We start from the raw sequence: 17,191 nt of genomic DNA on the forward strand, positions 1-17,191 counted from the left end.
GCTCTGAGCGGGCCGAGCGGAAGGCGCCTGACCGGCAAAATCCCAGGTCAGGCGCCTTTTTTCGTGCTCCTAGAAGAAGCCGAGCTTCTTCGGAGAGTACGACACCAGGAGGTTCTTCGTCTGCTGATAGTGTTCCAGCATCATCTTGTGCGTCTCACGGCCGATCCCGGACTGCTTGTAGCCGCCGAACGCCGCGTGTGCCGGGTACGCGTGGTAGCAGTTCGTCCACACGCGCCCCGCCTGGATCGAACGGCCCGCTCGGTAAGCGGTGTTGATGTCCCGCGTCCACACCCCGGCACCCAGCCCGTACAGGGAGTCGTTGGCGATTTTGACGGCGTCGTCGAAGTCGTTGAACGACGCTACCGACACGACGGGGCCGAAGATCTCCTCCTGGAAGATCCGCATCCGGTTGTTGCCCTCGAAGATCGTGGGCTGCACGTACCACCCACCCGCCAACTCGCCGTCGTACTCGATGCGCTGCCCGCCCGTCAGGACCTTCGCCCCCTCCTGCTGGCCGATGTCCAGGTACGAAAGGATCTTCTCCAACTGGTCGTTGGAGGCCTGCGCGCCGATCATCGTGTCCGTGTCGAGCGGGTGCCCCGGCTTGATCGCCTCGGTGCGGGCGACCGCCGCCTCCAGGAACTCGCTGTAGTGACCGCGCTGGATCAGCGCCCGCGACGGACACGTACAGACCTCGCCCTGGTTGAGCGCGAACATGGTGAAGCCCTCGAGCGCCTTGTCGCGGAAGTCGTCGTCGGCGGCCCACACGTCGTCGAAGAAGATGTTCGGGCTCTTGCCGCCGAGCTCCAGCGTCACCGGCTTGATGTTCTCCGAGGCGTACTGCATGATCAGCCGCCCCGTCGTCGTCTCCCCGGTGAAGGCGACCTTCGCGACGCGCGGACTCGACGCCAGCGGCTTGCCCGCCTCCACGCCGAAGCCGTTGACGACGTTGACCACGCCGGGCGGCAACAGGTCGCTGACCAGGCTCAGCCAGACATGGATCGACGCCGGTGTCTGCTCGGCGGGCTTCAGGACGACCGTGTTCCCGGCGGCGAGCGCGGGCGCCAGCTTCCACGCCGCCATCAGGATCGGGAAGTTCCACGGAATGATCTGCGCCACCACACCCAGCGGCTCGTGGAAGTGGTACGCGATGGTGTCGTCGTCGACCTCGCTGAGCGAGCCCTCCTGTGCTCGGATCACCCCCGAGAAGTAGCGGAAGTGGTCGATGGCCAGGGGAATGTCGGCGGCCAGCGTCTCCCGCACCGGCTTGCCGTTCTCCCAGCTCTCCGCCACCGCGAGGGTTTCGAGCCCGGCCTCCATGCGGTCGGCGATCTGCCTCAGGATGGCCGCGCGCTCACCCACGGACGTACGCCCCCACGCGGGCGCTGCCGCGTGCGCCGCGTCCAGGGCGCGCTCCACGTCCTCGGCCGTGCCCCGGGCGATCTCGGTGAACGGCTGTCCGTTCACCGGGCTCGGGTTCTCGAAGTACTGCCCCCGCGCCGGGGCCACATACTCCCCGCCGATGAAGTGGTCGTACCGGGCCTCATAGGTGACGGCTGCGCCCTCCGAACCGGGCGCTGCGTAACGGGCCATCTTGATTGCCTCCCCGGACACGCCGCCCGCCATTGGGCAGCTCTCCGCCGGAGGCTAGGGACATGGAGGTTGCAAGTACGTTGCGCGCCACGGACGCGAGGCCGTGTCGCGCGTGCACGGAGGGCCCGTGAGGCTCGGGATGGTGTCTTCGCGTGTGAGGCCCGGGCGTGGCGTCGGGGCTCGTGAGGCTCGGGGTGCTGTCTTCGCGTGTGCGGCCGGGGCGTGGCGTCGGGGCTCGTGAGGCTTGGGGTGATGCCCTCGCGTGTGAGGCCCAGAGGAACGTGTGAGGCCCGGAGGGAGACGTCACCGTCCGTGAGTCCATGGCAACGGCGTTACCGGGGGGCGACGGCAGGCGCTGTCCTCCGCGTCGGCCGTCAGCTCGCTGTCGAGGGATCGCAGTCTCGCCACCACCGACGCCGTCGGCCGCACAGCCGCCAGGGCCCGCCACACCTCCGCGTCCTCCGCGCCCCACGACGCGTGCACCCAGTCCGACAGGAGGTCGGGGTCGCCGCGCGCGATGAGCGCCGCCCGCACCTGGTCGGTCAGCCGCCGCCGCAACCGCACCACGGCCGGTGCCTGTGACCCCGGAAGCAGTGGCCCCGCGTACCCGGACACCGCCGCCGCCACCGCCCCGCACCCCAGGCGTCGCTCCACGACGTCCACGTCCGACATGACCCGCATCGCCAGGCGGTACGGCCGTGACCGGAGCATCTCGGGCCCGAGCACCTGCCGCAGCCGTGCCAACTCCGCCCGCAAGGTCACCGGCGTCACCGACTCGTCCTCGTACACCGCGCACAGCAACTCATCGCCCGTCAGCCCCTCCGGGTGCCGGGCAAGCAGCACCACGATCTCGCTGTGCCGTCGACTCAGCCGCAGCTTGCGACCGTTCGCGACGAGCAGCGCCTCATCCCGCCCGAGCGCCGTCAGCTCCAACGTGCCGTCCGCCTCCACCGGCGGCGCCAGCAAGGCCAGTTGGGACTCCGCCGCCCTCGCCACCGCCTGTACGAAGGCCAGGCTGTGCGGGTGCGCCAAACCGTCCCCACCGGTGATGTCGACGGCCCCGAGCAGTCGGCCGGAGCGAGGGTCGTGAACGGGGGCGGCCGCACACGTCCAGGGCTGCACCCTGCGCACGAAGTGCTCCGTAGCGAACACCTGCACCGGCCTGTCCACGGCGACCGCAGTTCCCGGCGCGTTCGTGCCCATCGCCGACTCGGCCCACCGCGCGCCCGGGACGAAGTTCATGCGCCCCGCGCGCATCCGGGTGGCGGGGTGCCCCTCGACCCATAGCAGCCTGCCGTGCGCGTCGCACACCGCCAGCAGATGCTCTCCGTCCTTGGCGAAGCCGCCCATCAACTCTCGGAACACCGGCATCACCCGCGACAACGGGTGTTCCGCCCGATACGCCCCCAGGTCTCCGCCCGTCAGCTCGACCGATGCCCCGGTGTCCTCCGGGCTGACCCGCGCCCGCATCGAGCGGCGCCAGGACTCGGCCACCACGGAGCGCACGGGGCGGGTTACGGTGCCCGCCACAGTGAACCGCTCGTGTGCGTTCCGTATCGTCCGGACCCGCTCGGCAGGGTCGGTGCCGAACTCCAGGGCTACCCATGGATCGGTCAACTCGGTCCTCCCGGGGCGGCGATGCGGTGCTGCCATCGTCACCCCGGGAACTCAAGCCGACAAGCGTCCGCGTAGGGGCGTCGGCTGGTCCTCGACCGTCTGCGATTGGTCCTCACCTGGCCCTGAGCCGGTTCGCAGGTCCTGAGCTGGTTCGCAGCCGGCGTCGGCCGCTGCGGTGCCGGGCTGTCGGTGCTGCGGTCAGGCGAAGTTCACCATGCGTATGTAGCGTGACCAGTCCCAGTATCGGCCGGGGTCGGTGTGATCCGTCCCCGGTACTTCGACGTGGCCGATGATGTGCTCCCGGTCCTTCGGGATGCCGTACTTCTTGCAGATCGCCGCGGTCAGGGCTGCGGACTGCTCGTACATTTCGTTGGTGAAGTACTCCGGCTTGTCCACCCACCCTTCGTGCTCGATGCCGATGCTACGTGTGTTGTAGCTCCAATTGCCCGCGTGCCAGGCGACGTTGCGCTCGCGAACGCACTGGGCGATGTGCCCGTCCGCCGAGCGGACGACGTAGTGCGCGGAGACCTTCTTCGCCGGGTTCTTGAAGATGGCGAGTGTGTCGGCGTACGTCTCCTGCGTCACGTGAATGATCACGTACTCGACCGGATAGGTGGTGGGGCGATTGGCTGCGGTGTAGTTGGAGGTGCTGGCCGGGACTGACTCGGCTGGGGGATAGTCGACCGCCCGTGCTTGCGCGTCGGCCGGACGTGCCGTCAGGAGCGCGGAGGGGAGGGCGGCGAGAGCGGCGCCTTGGAGGATCCGACGTCTGGCCGGCCGGATTGGCGGTGCGGGTGTTGCGTCCTGTGGTGTGTCCTTCGCTTGGTGTTCTGCTCGATCCATGGCTGTTCTGCCTCTCGGTGGGGGGAGCAGCTGGATGCACGGCTCCTTGAGGGAGGGTGCGGCACGGCGTCGTAGTGGTGAGGGGTGGTGCAGGGCTGTAGTGGGGGGATCGAGGGAGGACGCAGAGGGAAGGGCAGGCGCCCGGTGCCTGCACAGTGTGAGTGGCGAATTCGTAGGCGTCCAGGGAGCGGTAGGCGAAATTCTCGCAGTCGATCTGGTTGCCTGGGGTGAGTTTCGAGTCGGTCCTGAGCCGTTCCTCCGCATTCTTTCCTGAGTCGTTCGCGTGAACTGTCTGCGCTTTTTTGCCCGCGCTGTCTTCCTTGAATCATTTGTGGCCTGGCGGGTCTGCCTGCGTCCGTGCGGCCACGCTCCCGCCCCGCCGCCGGCGCGATGCGACCTCACGCGAAATACGGTACGGGCCAAGTCTGTTGAGGCGGAAGGGCCTGAGCAGCATCTGTGCACGGGGCGGCGAGTGTGGATAACTCGACCACTCGTGTGGGGGACGGGGACGGATGCTTTGGGACGCAGGAGCGGAATCCTGGATTCATTCGCCATGTCCGCAGTGGGCTGGACATCCGTCGGTCAGGCAGGGCTGAAGTCGCTTACGCAGTTCCGTCATTGGGCTAAACCGGTGGCATTCCCGCGCCCCCGAAAGGGAATTCCCGACGAGTGAGAGCCGGGCGGCGCCCAAAGCGGCCGGTTGAGCCGCCCAGGGCGCGTATCGGAAGCGGATCTTGGATGTGTGATGATCTTGGGTCATGTCGCGAGGAGACCTGACGGACAAGCAACTGGGTCTTCACGGACAAGCAACTGGATCTTCCTGTGGAATCGCTGTTGCCCGCTGGCAAGAAGCCAGGACGACCGGCGGCATGGACGCGGCGGCGGGACGGTACCTGGCAGCTGATCTTCACCGCGCTGCAGGCTCAGGTGGACGCCAAGGACCTGATCACCTGGGGCATCAACGTCAACGTCGACTCCACCGTCTGCCGGGCCCACCAGCATGCCGCCGAGGCCAGGAAAGGGGCACCTGCAAAAGGAACGGCCCGGCGGCGTTCACGACGAGCCGGCCGCCCACGGCCTCGGCCGCTCGCGCGGCGGGCTGACGACCAAGCTGGGCCTGGCCGTCGAGCAGGGCGAGCGCCCAATGTCCATCGTGATCACGGCCGGCCAGCGGGGCGATTTCCCCCGCAGTTCGAGGCCGTGGTCGATCGCGTCCGGGTGCCCCGCCTGGGGGCGGGACGTCCCCGCACCCAGTCCCGCCGTGTTCGCGCCGACAAGGCGTACTCCTCCCGCAAGAACCGCGCCTACCTGCGCAGGTGTGGGATCCGCTGCGCCATCCCGAACAAGACCGATCAGCTCGCCAACCGCTGCGGGATCGGCTCTTGCGGCGGCCGACCGCCGAAGTTTGACAAGGCCGACTAACCGCGAGCGTCATGCGGTCGAGTGCGGCATCAATCGCCTCAAGCGCCACCGCGCCGTCGTCACGCGATACGACAGGCTCGCTGTCCGCTACGAAGCGACCGTCCTCGTCGCAGCCATCAACGAGTGGCTGTGTCCAGCACGTTGTTTCAGTCGTCTCGGCCCTGCCATGTGGTGACGCAGGCTTCGTTCCCCTCCAGGTCGGCAAGCACCCAGAACGCGGGGGCACGGGTCGCGGATACAAGCCGCCCCCCAGCGGCCAGCGCGGTCTCGATCCGTCGGGGTGCCTCGTCGTGCGGAACACTGATGTCGAGGTGGATGCGATTGCGCTGCGGACGCGCGCGGTCCATTTGCTGGAACCAGATGGCCGGGCCCTGCCTGAGCGGATCAACGAGCGGATCCTCCGCTCCCTCGGCGCCTGCCTCATCGGTATAGCCCAACACCGCCTTCCAGAACGGCCGAATCCCGGCGATGTTCAGGGCATCGATGGCGATCTCCAGAAGCTGGACGGGCCGTGGTGCCCCCGTTCCGGGTCCGGGCGCGGGCAGAAAACCGGACTTGCCAGCGGTTGCAGAGATCCGGCGCGCGAGCTCGACATCCCGGGTGGTGACCGTCGCATGGTCCAACGACTGCAGAGTGAAGAGGGTCCGATCGGGGCGGACATCGATCCGGAGATGGCGATCCGCATCGTCGCCACACACCGCGACGGCGTCCGCTGCCAAGCTGATCGCTTGAGCCAACGTCCCGACCGGAACCGACGTTTGCAACGAGCCCAGCAAGTAGCGCCATCCGTGATCCTGGACCGCTTCCGACGCTTCCCGCCGACTCAATATCTGCTCCATGACCGCATCCTTGCAGTGCCACTGTCAGCCCCGCCCGTCGGTACTTCCGGTCACGTCCTAGCGGGGCCTGGGAAGCCGCTCAGAGCAGCCGGGCAAGCCGCCCTAAACCACCCCCAACGGATCATCGAGCACCGCCCGCACCACCGCATGAGCCGCCCCCAGCAGCGGGCCGTCCGACCCGACGCCGGAGACGACGACCTCGCAGCCAGGACCCGTGATGCGCCGCCCCAACTCTCCCTCCAAGGAAGAAAGAAGCCACGGCGCGAGCCGAGACAGCGCGCCGCCGAGCACCACCGCCCCTGGATCGAGGAGATTCACCGCACCGGTGAGAGCGATCCCCAGCGCGGCCCCGGCGTCACGCAGGGCCTCCCTGACCTTGGCGTCACCCGCGTGGGCCTGCTCGGCGAGTGCCTTCACCCGGTCGGCCCCGGGCGCCAGACCCGCCGCCCGCAGCACCGCCTCCTCGCCCGCGTACTGCTCCAGACACCCACGGCCACCGCACGCGCACTCCGGCCCCTCCGGCCAGACGGGCACGTGCCCCAACTCGCCGGCGAAGCCCCGGCTTCCCCGCAGCAGCCGCCCGTCGACCACCAGCGCCGCACCGATGCCGATCTCGGCCGACACGTGCAGGAAGTCCGCCGGTGCCGTGCCGCCGAGCCACAGCTCCGCCAAGGCGCCGAAGTTCGCCTCGTTGTCCACGGTCAGCGGCAGCTCCGATGGGAGCAGGACGCCGAGGTCGGCGTTGTGCCAGTCGAGGTTCGGGGCGCGTACGACCGTGTGCGTGTCGCGCGCGACCAGGCCGGGGACGGCGACCGCCAGGCCAGCCGGACGCAGCCCTTCCGTCTCGGTCGCGTCGACCACCTCCCGCACCAGGGAGGCGAGGTCGGCGAGCACGGGTCGGGGAGCGCGGCCTCGGTTGCCGACCCGCCGTACGGCACGCGCGCGTACCTCGCCGCGCAGGTCGACCGCACACACTGCCAGGCGATCGACACCGACCTCCGCCCCGATGCCGGCCGGCCCTCGAGCGCTGACCGCGAGCGCGGAGCCCGGGCGGCCCACCCTGCTCGGACGCTCGGGGCCCAGTTCCTCCAGGAGCCCCGCACGGATCAACTCGTCCACCAACGTGGACACGGCGGCCCGGGTCAGGCCGATCCGTGACGCCACAGAGGCGCGCGACAGCGTGCCCTGCGCGGCGACCGCGTGCATCACCCGGGAGAGGTTGCGGCGTCGCATGCCCTGCTGGGTGTCGGCGAGTCGCTCGCGGGTGCCGCGGGTGGGCCGTTCCCGTGGTGCGGCGGTGAGTGTTCGCTCCCGCGCGGCACCCGCCTCCGCCGGACCTCGGCCGTCCTCCACCCGCTCCGTACCGTCACGCCCCATGAGCCCCATCCAGCAAGGGTGCCGCATCGGCGAGGAACGACGAGATCCTGGAGAGTGTCGACTCGTCCCGTTCGACTGCCTCCAGGACGGGCCCCCGGGCGGTGCCCCAGCGCCGTGCCACCGCGGCGGGGTCTTCCCCGGAGAGGAGCCCGGCGGCCTGTGCGGCGGCCCCCAGGGCGACGAGTTCGCGGGCTTCGGGGATGTGGACGGGCCTTCCGGAGAGGCGTCGTACGGTCTCCTGCCAGGCCGTGCCGCGCGCGCCGCCGCCGATGAGCAACAGGGGCCCGGAATGGTCGGCACCCGCGTCCTGTACGGCGTCCAGCGCGCCCAGGAGGGCGTGGACCGCGCCGTCGTACGCCCCCTGGAGCACCTGCCCCGGTGTTGTGTCGTGGCGCAGGCCGTGCAGCGTCCCTGAGGCGTGCGGCAGGTCAGGCGTGCGCTCGCCGTCCAGGTAGGGGAGGACGGTCACGGCTCCGCCGGGCTGTACGGCTTCCCGGTCGAGGCTCAGGAGCGCGGCCACCCGGTCGATGGCCTGGGTGCAGTTGAGCGTGCAGGCCAGCGGCAGCCACGCACCGCGCGCGTCGGCGAAACCGGCGACTGTTCCGGTCGGATCCGTGGGGCGGCGTTCGGAGACGGCGTACACCGTGCCGGACGTGCCGAGGCTCAGGACCGGTGTGCCGGGCCGCAGCCCGAGGCCGAGGGCGGCGGCGGCGTTGTCGCCGGTCCCCGGCGCCACCAGTGTCCCCTTGGAGAAGGGCAGTTCATCGCTGCCGCGCACCGTCCCGGCAACCTCTCCGGAGTGCACGACGCGCGGCAGGAGCGTCGGGTCGAGGTCCACCAGGCGCAGGATCTCCTCGTCGTACGACTCGGTCGCCGACGCCCACCAGCCCGTACCGGAGGCGTCCCCACGGTCCGTCGTCCCGGAGCCCGTCAGGCGCTGCGTCAGGTAGTCGTGGGGGAGGCGCACCGCGGTCGTGGCGCGGACCGAAGCGGGCTCGTGCTCGGTCAGCCAGGCCCACTTGGTCACCGTGAACGAGGGCCCCGGCACGCTTCCGACGCGGTCCGCCCACGCCTTGGCGCCGCCCAGCCGCTCCACCAGCCGTCGGGCCTGCGGCACGGACCGCACGTCGTTCCACAGCAGCGCCGGCCGCACAGACCTGCCTTGGGCGTCCAGCGTCACGAGTCCGTGCTGCTGGCCGCCGACCGACACCGCGGCGGCCTCGCGCGCGGCGGCGCCGCACTGGTGGAGGGCCTCGCAGAGCGCGTCCCACCACTGCTCGGGGTCGCTCTCCCGGAGGGCCCCGGAACTGACCGTGTGAGGGGCCTGGCCGCTCGCCACGACCTCTCCGGTGCCCGCGTCGACGACGAGGGCCTTCGTGGACTGCGTGGAGCTGTCCACACCGACGACGAGGGGGCCTGATGGCGCTGATGACATCGACGACTCCGTTTCTGATGGCTCTCCCGGGCGCGCGCGGGAACTTGCCCAGGTAGGTCCCTGCTCCCAGGAGCGGGGCTCTCTCCCGGGCGTGCGCGCGGGAAATTGTCTTCCTTCGACCTTCCCAGTGGTGTGTGAGGACACTAATTTGTAAACCGCCATGACGAAATGGTCGAGGAGCCCGTGAGGAGTCGCACATGAACTATCAGCCCACCCCTGAGGACAAGTTCAGCTTCGGCCTGTGGACCGTCGGCTGGCAGGGCAGGGACCCGTTCGGGGATGCCACCCGGGCTCCACTGGATCCGGCCGACTCCGTGCGGCATCTGGCCGAACTGGGCGCCTACGGAGTCACCTTTCACGACGACGACCTCATCCCGTTCGGGTCGACGGACGCCGAGCGTGCCGGGCACATCAAGCGCTTCCGGGAGGCCCTGGAGGCTACCGGTCTGGTCGTGCCGATGGCGACCACCAACCTGTTCACACATCCGGTGTTCAAGGACGGCGCGTTCACCGCCAACGACCGTGACGTGCGCCGCTACGCGCTGCGCAAGACGATCCGCAACATCGATCTGGCGGCCGAGCTCGGAGCCCGCACCTACGTCGCCTGGGGCGGCCGGGAAGGCGCGGAGTCCGGTGCTGCCAAGGACGTACGCGACGCCCTGGACCGGATGAAGGAGGCCTTCGACCTGCTCGGCGCCTATGTGACCGAGCAGGGGTACGACCTGCGCTTCGCCATCGAGCCCAAGCCGAACGAGCCGCGCGGCGACATCCTGCTCCCCACCGTCGGACACGCCCTCGCCTTCATCGAGCGCCTGGAGCGGCCCGAACTGTACGGCGTGAACCCCGAAGTGGGCCATGAGCAGATGGCGGGCCTGAACTTCCCGCACGGCATCGCCCAGGCCCTGTGGGCGGGCAAGCTCTTCCACATCGACCTGAACGGCCAAAGCGGCATCAAGTACGACCAGGACCTACGGTTCGGAGCGGGTGATCTGCGCAGCGCCTTCTGGCTGGTCGACCTCCTGGAGAGAGGAGGTTACGAGGGGCCGCGTCACTTCGACTTCAAGCCGCCGCGTACGGAGGACACTGCCGGAGTGTGGTCTTCCGCCGCCGGGTGCATGCGCAACTACCTGATCCTGCGCGACCGCGCGGCGGCCTTCCGGAAGGACCCCGAGGTGACCGAAGCACTGCGGCAGGCGCGCTTGCCCGAACTGGCGCGCCCCACCGCCGAGGACGGGCTCGCGGGCCTGCTCGCCGACCGCGGCGCGTACGAGGCCTTCGACGTGGAGGCGGCCGCCGCGCGCGGTATGGCCTTCGAACGGCTCGACCAGCTGGCCATGGATCACCTGCTGGGCGTGCAGGGCTGAGAGCGGTCCGCCTGTGGTGGTGCCGACCGGAGCGCACCGGGATCTGCGCCGGAATCGTCCGGTCTGTGGGGCGGGCGTGGAGCAACCTCCGCGCGAGGGTCGCTTCTTGACCGGTTCGGGGCGACTCTTGGTGGTATGAGCATGCCGCCGGTACCGCCGCAGCCTCCCCCTCCGCCGGGTGACGTACCCCCTCCAGGGAGTGGCGACTTCGGGCCACCTCCCGGAGGGTACGGCCCTCCACCGGGCGGATACGGTCCGCCTCCCGGAGACGACGGACTGCCGTCACAGCCACCGCGGGGCAGGCCGCCCGGACGGCGCAACGGACTGGTCATCCTGCTCGCCGTGATCCTGGCTGTCGCAGCCGTCGTCGTGGTGGTGCTCCTCGCCACCGGAGGCGAGGACTCCCCGGACAAGAAGAACCCTTCCGAGAAGACCAAGAGCCGCGAGCCCAGGCCCACGCCCTCGCTGAGCATTCCCTCGGAGATCCCCTCCGAACTGCCTAGTGACATCCGGACCCGCTTGCCCAGCGACCTCCCCACGGGGCTACCGAGCGACCTCGAGTCGCTGATCCCGACGGGCTGAGGAGTCCTGCGCCTAGTGGGGGTCACAGCCCCCTGGGGAGCCGCACGTACGTCACGCTGGTCTCGATGCCGCTGTCCACCAGCCGGCCGTGCTTGTCGAACGCCTCCGGCCCGTCGGTCATCCCGAAGTCGTTGTCGTTGATCAGTGCCAGCGTGCGGTCGTCCACCCGGGCTACGCCCTCGATCTTCCCGGGCAGGCCGTCGACGGTGCCCAGGTCGACCACCAGGCGCTTGCGCAGGACCGGCACGCCGGAAGCGGCCGGGTCCTCCAACTGCTCCAAGGACGGGCGGGTGGCCGCGTCGTCCCAGCGGCTGCCGAGAATGTCCGCGCGCCGGTCAAGGCGTACGACCTGCAGCCGGGCCGCCCTGTCGGTGCGCTCCTCGACGAGCAGCCGGTCACGGCCCACGGCGACCACGGAGGAGATCTTGAGCTCGGAGGTGTCGTCCTCGCCCGGGTCCACGACACCGACCGGGTCGAACCGGTACGCGTACTCGGCGGTGACCGCCTGCTTCCGCGGCGAGAACCGCAGCAGCCGTGCCGTCCGCGAGCCGTCGCCCGCGTCCCCGTCCGGAAGGGACAACGGGCTCTGTACCGCAAGGACCAGCTCACCGTTCGGCAGGAGAGCGAGCCCTTCGAAGCCGCGATTGATCTTCCGGTGCAGCAGCACCGCGGGCAGCGACTCCGACACCGGATAGCCCGCGCCACGCAGCTTCAGGCCCTTGGGGACGTACCGCTTGATGACCTTCCCGCGCGCGGAGACGTGGACCAGCGACGGACCGTACTCGTCGACCAGCCAGAAGGAACCGTCCTTGGCCCGGACGATGCCCTCGGTGTCCAGGCCGTTCGGGTCGTAGGAGAGCGGCTTCTGGGCGTTGTACGTGTACGGGGCCTCGTCGCGGCCCTCCTGGTTGGGCAGACCAGTGACGGGCTTCCCGGAGCGGGTGGTGACCGGCAGTGCGTCGATCACCTTCACGGAGCGCCCGGACACTCGGACCTTCACGATCGCCGGATTGAAACCGGGCACGGGGAACGTGCGGCGCTTCTTCCCGTCGACCTTGATCTGGCCGTTGGGGCCACGGTCGGTGACTGTCCAGAACTCGCCCTTGCGGCCCGCCGGGTAGATGTCGCTTCCGATGCCCCCGAGGTCCACACTCCGGTCGTCTCGCACGGTGCCGGGGAGCAGGCGGTTGCTGAAGGGGCCCAGAGGGATGTCGCCGAGTGTCGCGGTGGCGGTGACGCGTGCTCCATGGACCTTGCTCCGAGCATCGTCCGCCGAGCCGGTCGGCGCGCCCACCGCGGTCCCGGTGACCACCGCGGCGGTGAGCAGGGCGAGCGGGACGCCGAAGACGACGGAGCGGTGGACACGACGCTGGTCGGCGGCGCGCGAGGGCATCAGGCCTCCTGGGGGCACGATTTCGGTGACGGCGCCACCCTTCGCCGCCGTCACGAACGCCAGGAAGCCCCAAGGTGAACGGCGCATGGCGACGCGCCGACGGCGCCTCCCGCGAGGGGCAGGAGGCGCCGTCATCACCGGGGCGATCAGCAGTGGCGGGGGCACAACGCCCTCTCATCTCCCCTTCGGCTTGACCCGCACGACTGAACCGGCGTGATCCACGGTCCTGGATGTCATGACCGCACTCAATCGCTGACCAGGGTGAGTGCGTGCGCCGGTGTTCCCGGCGCACGTGTCACCACCGTCGTCACGCCGGTGGCCGCTGACTGGCTTTCAGCCACAGTCGCCGTGCCGGTCACTCACCCGCGGTGACAGCGGCCAGCGCGGTCGCCGGGTCGTGCGCCGCCGGGCCGGCGGGCACCCAACGGCCGCGCTCCTTGCGGTAGGGCCACCAGCGTCCGTCGCGCCCGTGGCGCAGTTGGGCGTCGGCACCTGCCACCGTCCAGCGGTTGCGGGCCGCGCGCAGCATGGGACGCTCGCCCTCGTCCCAGGCCGCGTCCAGCGCGGCACGCGCGCGTGCCGACGAGTCCGCCTCCAGGGCCCACTCGTCCTCAAGGACGGCCAGCGCGGCACGCCCCCCGTACTCCCACGCCCGTACGGCACGGGCCAGACCGTCCCGGTCGCGGCCCGAGGCGGCGGCGAGTCGGTCGACGATCGCGGACTCCGGAGAGGCGACGGCGAGCCGGACGGCATCCTCGTCGAGCGTCAGCCCCGGCTCGGCGGGCTGCTCTTCGTGCCCTGGGGCGAGTGCTTCGGCCAGCAGGCGGTGCGCCTCGGCCGCCGCGCGCGCCGCCAGGAACTCCAGCGCGGACACGTCCACGCCGGGCGCGGGTTCCACCTCCGTGTCAAGCGAAGGCGGCAGGCCTGGTTCTGCGGGCAGAACGGGCGGTTCGGGCAGCGGGGGCAGCACGGCGCCGTCCGCGTATGCCTCAGCGGCGTCCACGCCCTCCTGGGCGGCCTCTGGCGCTTCTTCCTGCGGGGAGTCCGACGCGGACTGCTGCGCGACGCTGCGGACTTGCAGTTCGTCGAGGAGTTCGCGTTCACCGCGCCCCCGCATCAGGAGCAGCACGAACGGGTCCTGGTCGAGCAGGCGGGCCATCTGGTAGCACAGCGCGGCCGTGTGCCCGCAGTGGTCCCAGGCGTCGCAGTCGCACTCCGGCTCCAGATCACCGATACCGGGCAGCAGTTCGACGCCGGCGGCTGCGGCGTCCTCGACCAGGTGCGGGGGCATCTCCCGGTCGAGGAGCGCGGCGATGTGCCCCGCCCGTTCGACGGCCATGTCGAGGAAGCGGTCCCACTCGTCGTCGCTCAGCTCCTGGAGCAGCACGTCGGAGCGGTGCGGTGTGCGGTCCTTGTCCTGCACGACCGCGGTGATGCGCCCGGGGCGCACGGAGACCGCGCCCACGGAACCGGCCCGCGCGAGCCGACGACCCGTCTTGAGCTGCTGGAGGTCCAGCGCCGTGTCCTCCAACGCCTTCAGCCATGCCTGGCCCCACCAGGTTTGTGCGAAGCCCCGCCCGTGGGCCGGAGGCAGCGCCGCGAAGGTCCGTTCGTTGTCCTGCTCGGTCGATTCGTCGTGCCCGCTCAATGCGTCGCCCCCGCCGTCGGTCCTGCTGTCCTCGTGTGCCTCGTCGTGCGTCTCGTCGTATGTGTCACTCATCGCGTCGTCCCCCCTCGCAGCGCGACCAGGTCCGCCAGTTCGGCGTCGGTCAGCTCGGTGAGCGCCGCCTCCCCGGAGCCGAGGACGGCGTCGGCGAGTTCACGCTTGCGCAGCAGCATCTCGGCGATGCGGTCCTCGATGGTGCCTTCCGCGATGAGCCGGTGCACCTGCACGGGCTGCGTCTGCCCGATGCGGTACGCGCGGTCGGTCGCCTGGGCCTCGACGGCGGGGTTCCACCACCGGTCGTAGTGCACGACGTGCTCGGCCCGCGTGAGGTTCAGGCCCGTACCCGCCGCCTTCAAGGAGAGCAGGAAGACCGGGACCTCACCGTCCTGGAAGCGCCGGACCATCGCCTCGCGCTCGGCCACCGGGGTGCCGCCGTGCAGGAACTGCGAGGGGACGCCGCGGGACGACAGATGCTGCTCGATGAGGCGCGCCATCTGCACGTACTGCGTGAAGACGAGCACGCTCGCGTCCTCGGAGAGAATCGTGTCGAGCAGTTCGTCCAGGAGCTCCAGCTTCCCGGAGCGCCCGGTGATGCGCGGCTTGTTCTCCTTGAGGTACTGCGCGGGGTGGTTGCAGATCTGCTTGAGCCCGGTCAGAAGCTTGACGATGAGGCCGCGCCGGGCGAAGCCGTCGGCTCCGGAGATCTCGGCCAGCGTCTCCCGGACCACCGCTTCGTAGAGGCCCGTCTGTTCCGCGCTCAAGGAGACGGCGCGGTCAGTCTCCGTCTTCGGGGGCAGTTCGGGAGCGATGCCCGGATCCGACTTGCGACGCCGCAGCAGGAAGGGGCGCACCAGTTGGGAGAGCCGTTCGGCCGCGGCAGGGTCGGAGCCGCTCTCGACAGCCTGCGCGTAGCGGGTGCGGAAGGTGCCGAGCTTGCCGAGCAGCCCGGGAGTCGTCCAGTCGAGGATCGCCCACAGCTCGGAGAGGTTGTTCTCCACAGGAGTTCCGGTGAGCGCCACGCGCGCGCGGGCGCCGATGGCGCGCAGTTGTTTGGCCGTCGCCGAGTACGGGTTCTTGACGTGCTGCGCCTCGTCGGCGACGACCATGCCCCAGCCGACCGCGTCGAGCCGGTTCGCGTCGAGTCGCATCGTTCCGTAGGTGGTCAGTACGAACTCGCCGTCCGCGAGGTCGTCGAGTCCGCGCTGTGCTCCGTGGAAGCGGCGTACCGCCGTGCCGGGCGCGAACTTCTCGATCTCCCGCTGCCAGTTGCCCATGAGGGAGGTGGGGCACACGACCAGCGTGGGGCCCGCGGTCGCCTCGTCGGTCTGACGGTGCAGATGCAGCGAGATCAGGGTGATGGTCTTGCCGAGGCCCATGTCGTCGGCGAGGCACCCGCCGAGTCCCAAGGACGTCATCCTGGCGAGCCAGTTGAGTCCCCGCAGCTGATAGTCGCGCAGGTCCGCGGCGAGAGCGGCGGGTTGTCCGACGGGCTCCATGCCCTCCGGGTCCGTCAGCCGCTCACGCAGGGTCGCGAGCCAGCCCGTGGGCTCGACGTCGACTCGGCGGCCGTCCACCTCGGTGGAGCCGGTCAGGGCGGCGCTCAGGGCGTCGATCGGGGTGACCTTGTGGTCCTGCTGTGCGCGGGCGCGCCGTGCCTCGTGGGGGTCGATGAGCACCCACTGGTCCCGCAGGCGCACCACCGGGCGGTTGGCCTCCGCGAGCCGGTCGAGCTCTGCGCGGCTCAGCTCCTGGTCGCCCAGAGCGAAACGCCAGTTGAAGGCGAGGAGCGCATCGGCCGAGAGGTATGACGGGGTGTCCGACCCCAGCTTGTCGGGCCCCTTCCCGCCTTCGCTCCCGGCATCTTCGGGGCCGATGTACGCGCGGGCGGTGAGGCTGCGCGCCAGCTCCCTGGGCCAGTGCACATCCACCCCTGCCGCCGCGAGCATGCGCGCTCCCGAGCCCAGGAGTTCGGTGACGTCCTCGTCCGCGAGCTCGACCGCGTCCGGCACCGGTGCCGAGAGCAGCGGCCCGAGCGGCGCCCACGCGCGCGTGGCGCGACGCAGGGCCAGCAGGGCGTCCATCCGGGCGCGCGGCCCGAAGCCGCTCGCTGCGGAGCCGGAACCGGCCCACACCTCGGCGGCGTCCGCGAGGAGTGAGGGGTCGCTGACGCTGTGGATCTGCAGGACGGCCCGGAACGGCAGCCGGGTCTCGGCGGAGGTGTCGGCCAGCAGGCCAGGCACCTCGACGCGCAGTGAGATCCGCACACCGGCGTCGTGGCCGGCCGCGACGTCCATGGCCCAGGTGCGCTGCGCGGGCAGGTGCTGGGGTTCCGGCGAGGCGAACGCGGGCTGGCCGGCCGCCGCGGCGGCTGCGGGAGAGCGCGGCAGCGTATCGGCCACGGCGTCGAGGAACTGGCGCAGCAGCCGCTCCGGTGCGGGCAGGCGCGGCGGCGTGTCGGTGTCGAGAGGAACGGCGTGGGCGGCCGGCGGCATCGACGCCGCGAGGTCACGCAGCCGCCGCAGGTCGTCCGCGTTGAGCGGGCCCGCACGCCAGGCGTCGTGGTCGCTGTCGGTGAGCCCTGGCAACAGCAGGCCTCGGGCGGCCAGTTGCAGGGCGAGAACGGCCGCCGCCCCCCAGAAGGCGGCGGTGGGGTGCGTGCCGGACGCGGCCCGTGCGCGGGTGAGGACGGGCAGTGCGGCGCCGACCGGCAGCAGCGCCGCGGGTACGACGGCGAGGTGGATGCCATCGGTGCCGGGCACGGCGACCGTCAGCTCACCGGCGTCGCCAACCGCCGGGGCGGGCGGGGTGCGGCCGTCGGCATGCCAGAACGCGACCTGGCCGGTGCGTCCGGGGTCACCGGGGACGAACACAACAGAGCAACGGGACAGTTCTGCGAACTCGGAAGGGGTGACAGCGGAGTGCTTGTGCACAGCTATGGCGCATTCCTCAAACTTGACTAATGTGACGGGAGCGGCCGAGAGTACCTCGCAATCTGCATCCTGAGGTGCTTCGCGTGCTGTGATGCGTGCCACTTCTCGCGAAGGGTGTACCCAGCACCTC

At 70.6% G+C, this 17,191-nt stretch carries 11 protein-coding genes; 2 read left to right on the forward strand and 9 right to left on the reverse strand.

Annotated elements, in window-relative coordinates; genetic code table 11:
* Positions 1-69 precede the first annotated feature (69 nt).
* The 6 genes from exaC to xylB form a co-directional block, all read right to left on the reverse strand.
* Positions 70-1,593, reverse strand: coding sequence for an acetaldehyde dehydrogenase ExaC (gene exaC, locus ACZ6BG_RS20140; RefSeq protein WP_469003164.1), 1,524 nt, complete (start codon positions 1,591-1,593; stop codon positions 70-72).
* 303 nt (positions 1,594-1,896) lie between these two features.
* On the reverse strand, positions 1,897-3,210 hold the full coding sequence (locus ACZ6BG_RS20145; protein ID WP_469003166.1) for a GAF domain-containing protein: 1,314 nt from the start codon (positions 3,208-3,210) through the stop codon (positions 1,897-1,899).
* Positions 3,211-3,408: 198 nt separating this feature from the next.
* Complete coding sequence (locus ACZ6BG_RS20150; RefSeq protein ID WP_469003168.1) at positions 3,409-4,053, reverse strand: N-acetylmuramoyl-L-alanine amidase; 645 nt, start codon at positions 4,051-4,053, stop codon at positions 3,409-3,411.
* A gap of 1,568 nt (positions 4,054-5,621) precedes the next feature.
* Entirely contained in the window at positions 5,622-6,314 is a 693-nt protein-coding gene (locus ACZ6BG_RS20155) for a VOC family protein (RefSeq protein ID WP_469003170.1), read from the reverse strand.
* A gap of 102 nt (positions 6,315-6,416) precedes the next feature.
* The gene (locus ACZ6BG_RS20160) at positions 6,417-7,547 is read right to left on the reverse strand and encodes an ROK family protein (protein ID WP_469004102.1); all 1,131 of its coding nucleotides are present in this window, start codon (positions 7,545-7,547) and stop codon (positions 6,417-6,419) included.
* A gap of 133 nt (positions 7,548-7,680) precedes the next feature.
* Positions 7,681-9,126, reverse strand: coding sequence for a xylulokinase (gene xylB / locus ACZ6BG_RS20165; RefSeq protein WP_469003172.1), 1,446 nt, complete (start codon positions 9,124-9,126; stop codon positions 7,681-7,683).
* 197 nt (positions 9,127-9,323) lie between these two features.
* Here xylB and xylA point away from each other — a divergent pair, with 197 nt between their 5' ends.
* The gene (gene xylA / locus ACZ6BG_RS20170; protein ID WP_469003175.1) at positions 9,324-10,490 is read left to right on the forward strand and encodes a xylose isomerase; all 1,167 of its coding nucleotides are present in this window, start codon (positions 9,324-9,326) and stop codon (positions 10,488-10,490) included.
* A 342-nt stretch (positions 10,491-10,832) separates the two neighbouring features.
* On the forward strand, positions 10,833-11,072 hold the full coding sequence (locus tag ACZ6BG_RS20175; RefSeq protein ID WP_469003178.1) for a hypothetical protein: 240 nt from the start codon (positions 10,833-10,835) through the stop codon (positions 11,070-11,072).
* 22 nt (positions 11,073-11,094) lie between these two features.
* Here ACZ6BG_RS20175 and ACZ6BG_RS20180 read toward each other — a convergent pair whose 3' ends face one another.
* The 3 genes from ACZ6BG_RS20180 to ACZ6BG_RS20190 all read right to left on the reverse strand — a co-directional run bounded on the left by ACZ6BG_RS20180 (position 11,095) and on the right by ACZ6BG_RS20190 (position 17,061).
* Positions 11,095-12,465 carry an esterase-like activity of phytase family protein gene (locus tag ACZ6BG_RS20180; protein WP_469004104.1) on the reverse strand — a complete coding sequence of 457 codons (1,371 nt, stop codon included), beginning with the start codon at positions 12,463-12,465 and terminating at the stop codon, positions 11,095-11,097.
* Between the two features lie 355 nt (positions 12,466-12,820).
* A complete protein-coding gene (locus ACZ6BG_RS20185) occupies positions 12,821-14,185 on the reverse strand; it encodes an SWIM zinc finger family protein (RefSeq protein ID WP_469003181.1) in 1,365 nt (454 codons plus the stop codon).
* On the reverse strand, positions 14,182-17,061 hold the full coding sequence (locus ACZ6BG_RS20190) for a DEAD/DEAH box helicase (protein WP_469003183.1): 2,880 nt from the start codon (positions 17,059-17,061) through the stop codon (positions 14,182-14,184). The genes ACZ6BG_RS20185 and ACZ6BG_RS20190 overlap by 4 nt, the downstream gene beginning before the upstream one ends.
* Positions 17,062-17,191 lie beyond the last annotated feature (130 nt).

This window comes from Streptomyces sp. NPDC041205, from assembly GCF_055591765.1.

Coding starts and splice junctions, on each gene's coding strand:
- exaC (WP_469003164.1), bottom strand. CDS start 1,593: ATGGCCCGTTACGCAGCGCCCGGTTCGGAGGGCGCAGCCGTCACCTAT.
- ACZ6BG_RS20150 (WP_469003168.1), bottom strand. CDS start 4,053: ATGGATCGAGCAGAACACCAAGCGAAGGACACACCACAGGACGCAACA.
- ACZ6BG_RS20155 (WP_469003170.1), bottom strand. CDS start 6,314: ATGGAGCAGATATTGAGTCGGCGGGAAGCGTCGGAAGCGGTCCAGGAT.
- ACZ6BG_RS20160 (WP_469004102.1), bottom strand. CDS start 7,547: ATGCGACGCCGCAACCTCTCCCGGGTGATGCACGCGGTCGCCGCGCAG.
- xylB (WP_469003172.1), bottom strand. CDS start 9,126: ATGTCATCAGCGCCATCAGGCCCCCTCGTCGTCGGTGTGGACAGCTCC.
- xylA (WP_469003175.1), top strand. CDS start 9,324: ATGAACTATCAGCCCACCCCTGAGGACAAGTTCAGCTTCGGCCTGTGG.
- ACZ6BG_RS20180 (WP_469004104.1), bottom strand. CDS start 12,465: ATGCCCTCGCGCGCCGCCGACCAGCGTCGTGTCCACCGCTCCGTCGTC.
- ACZ6BG_RS20185 (WP_469003181.1), bottom strand. CDS start 14,185: ATGAGTGACACATACGACGAGACGCACGACGAGGCACACGAGGACAGC.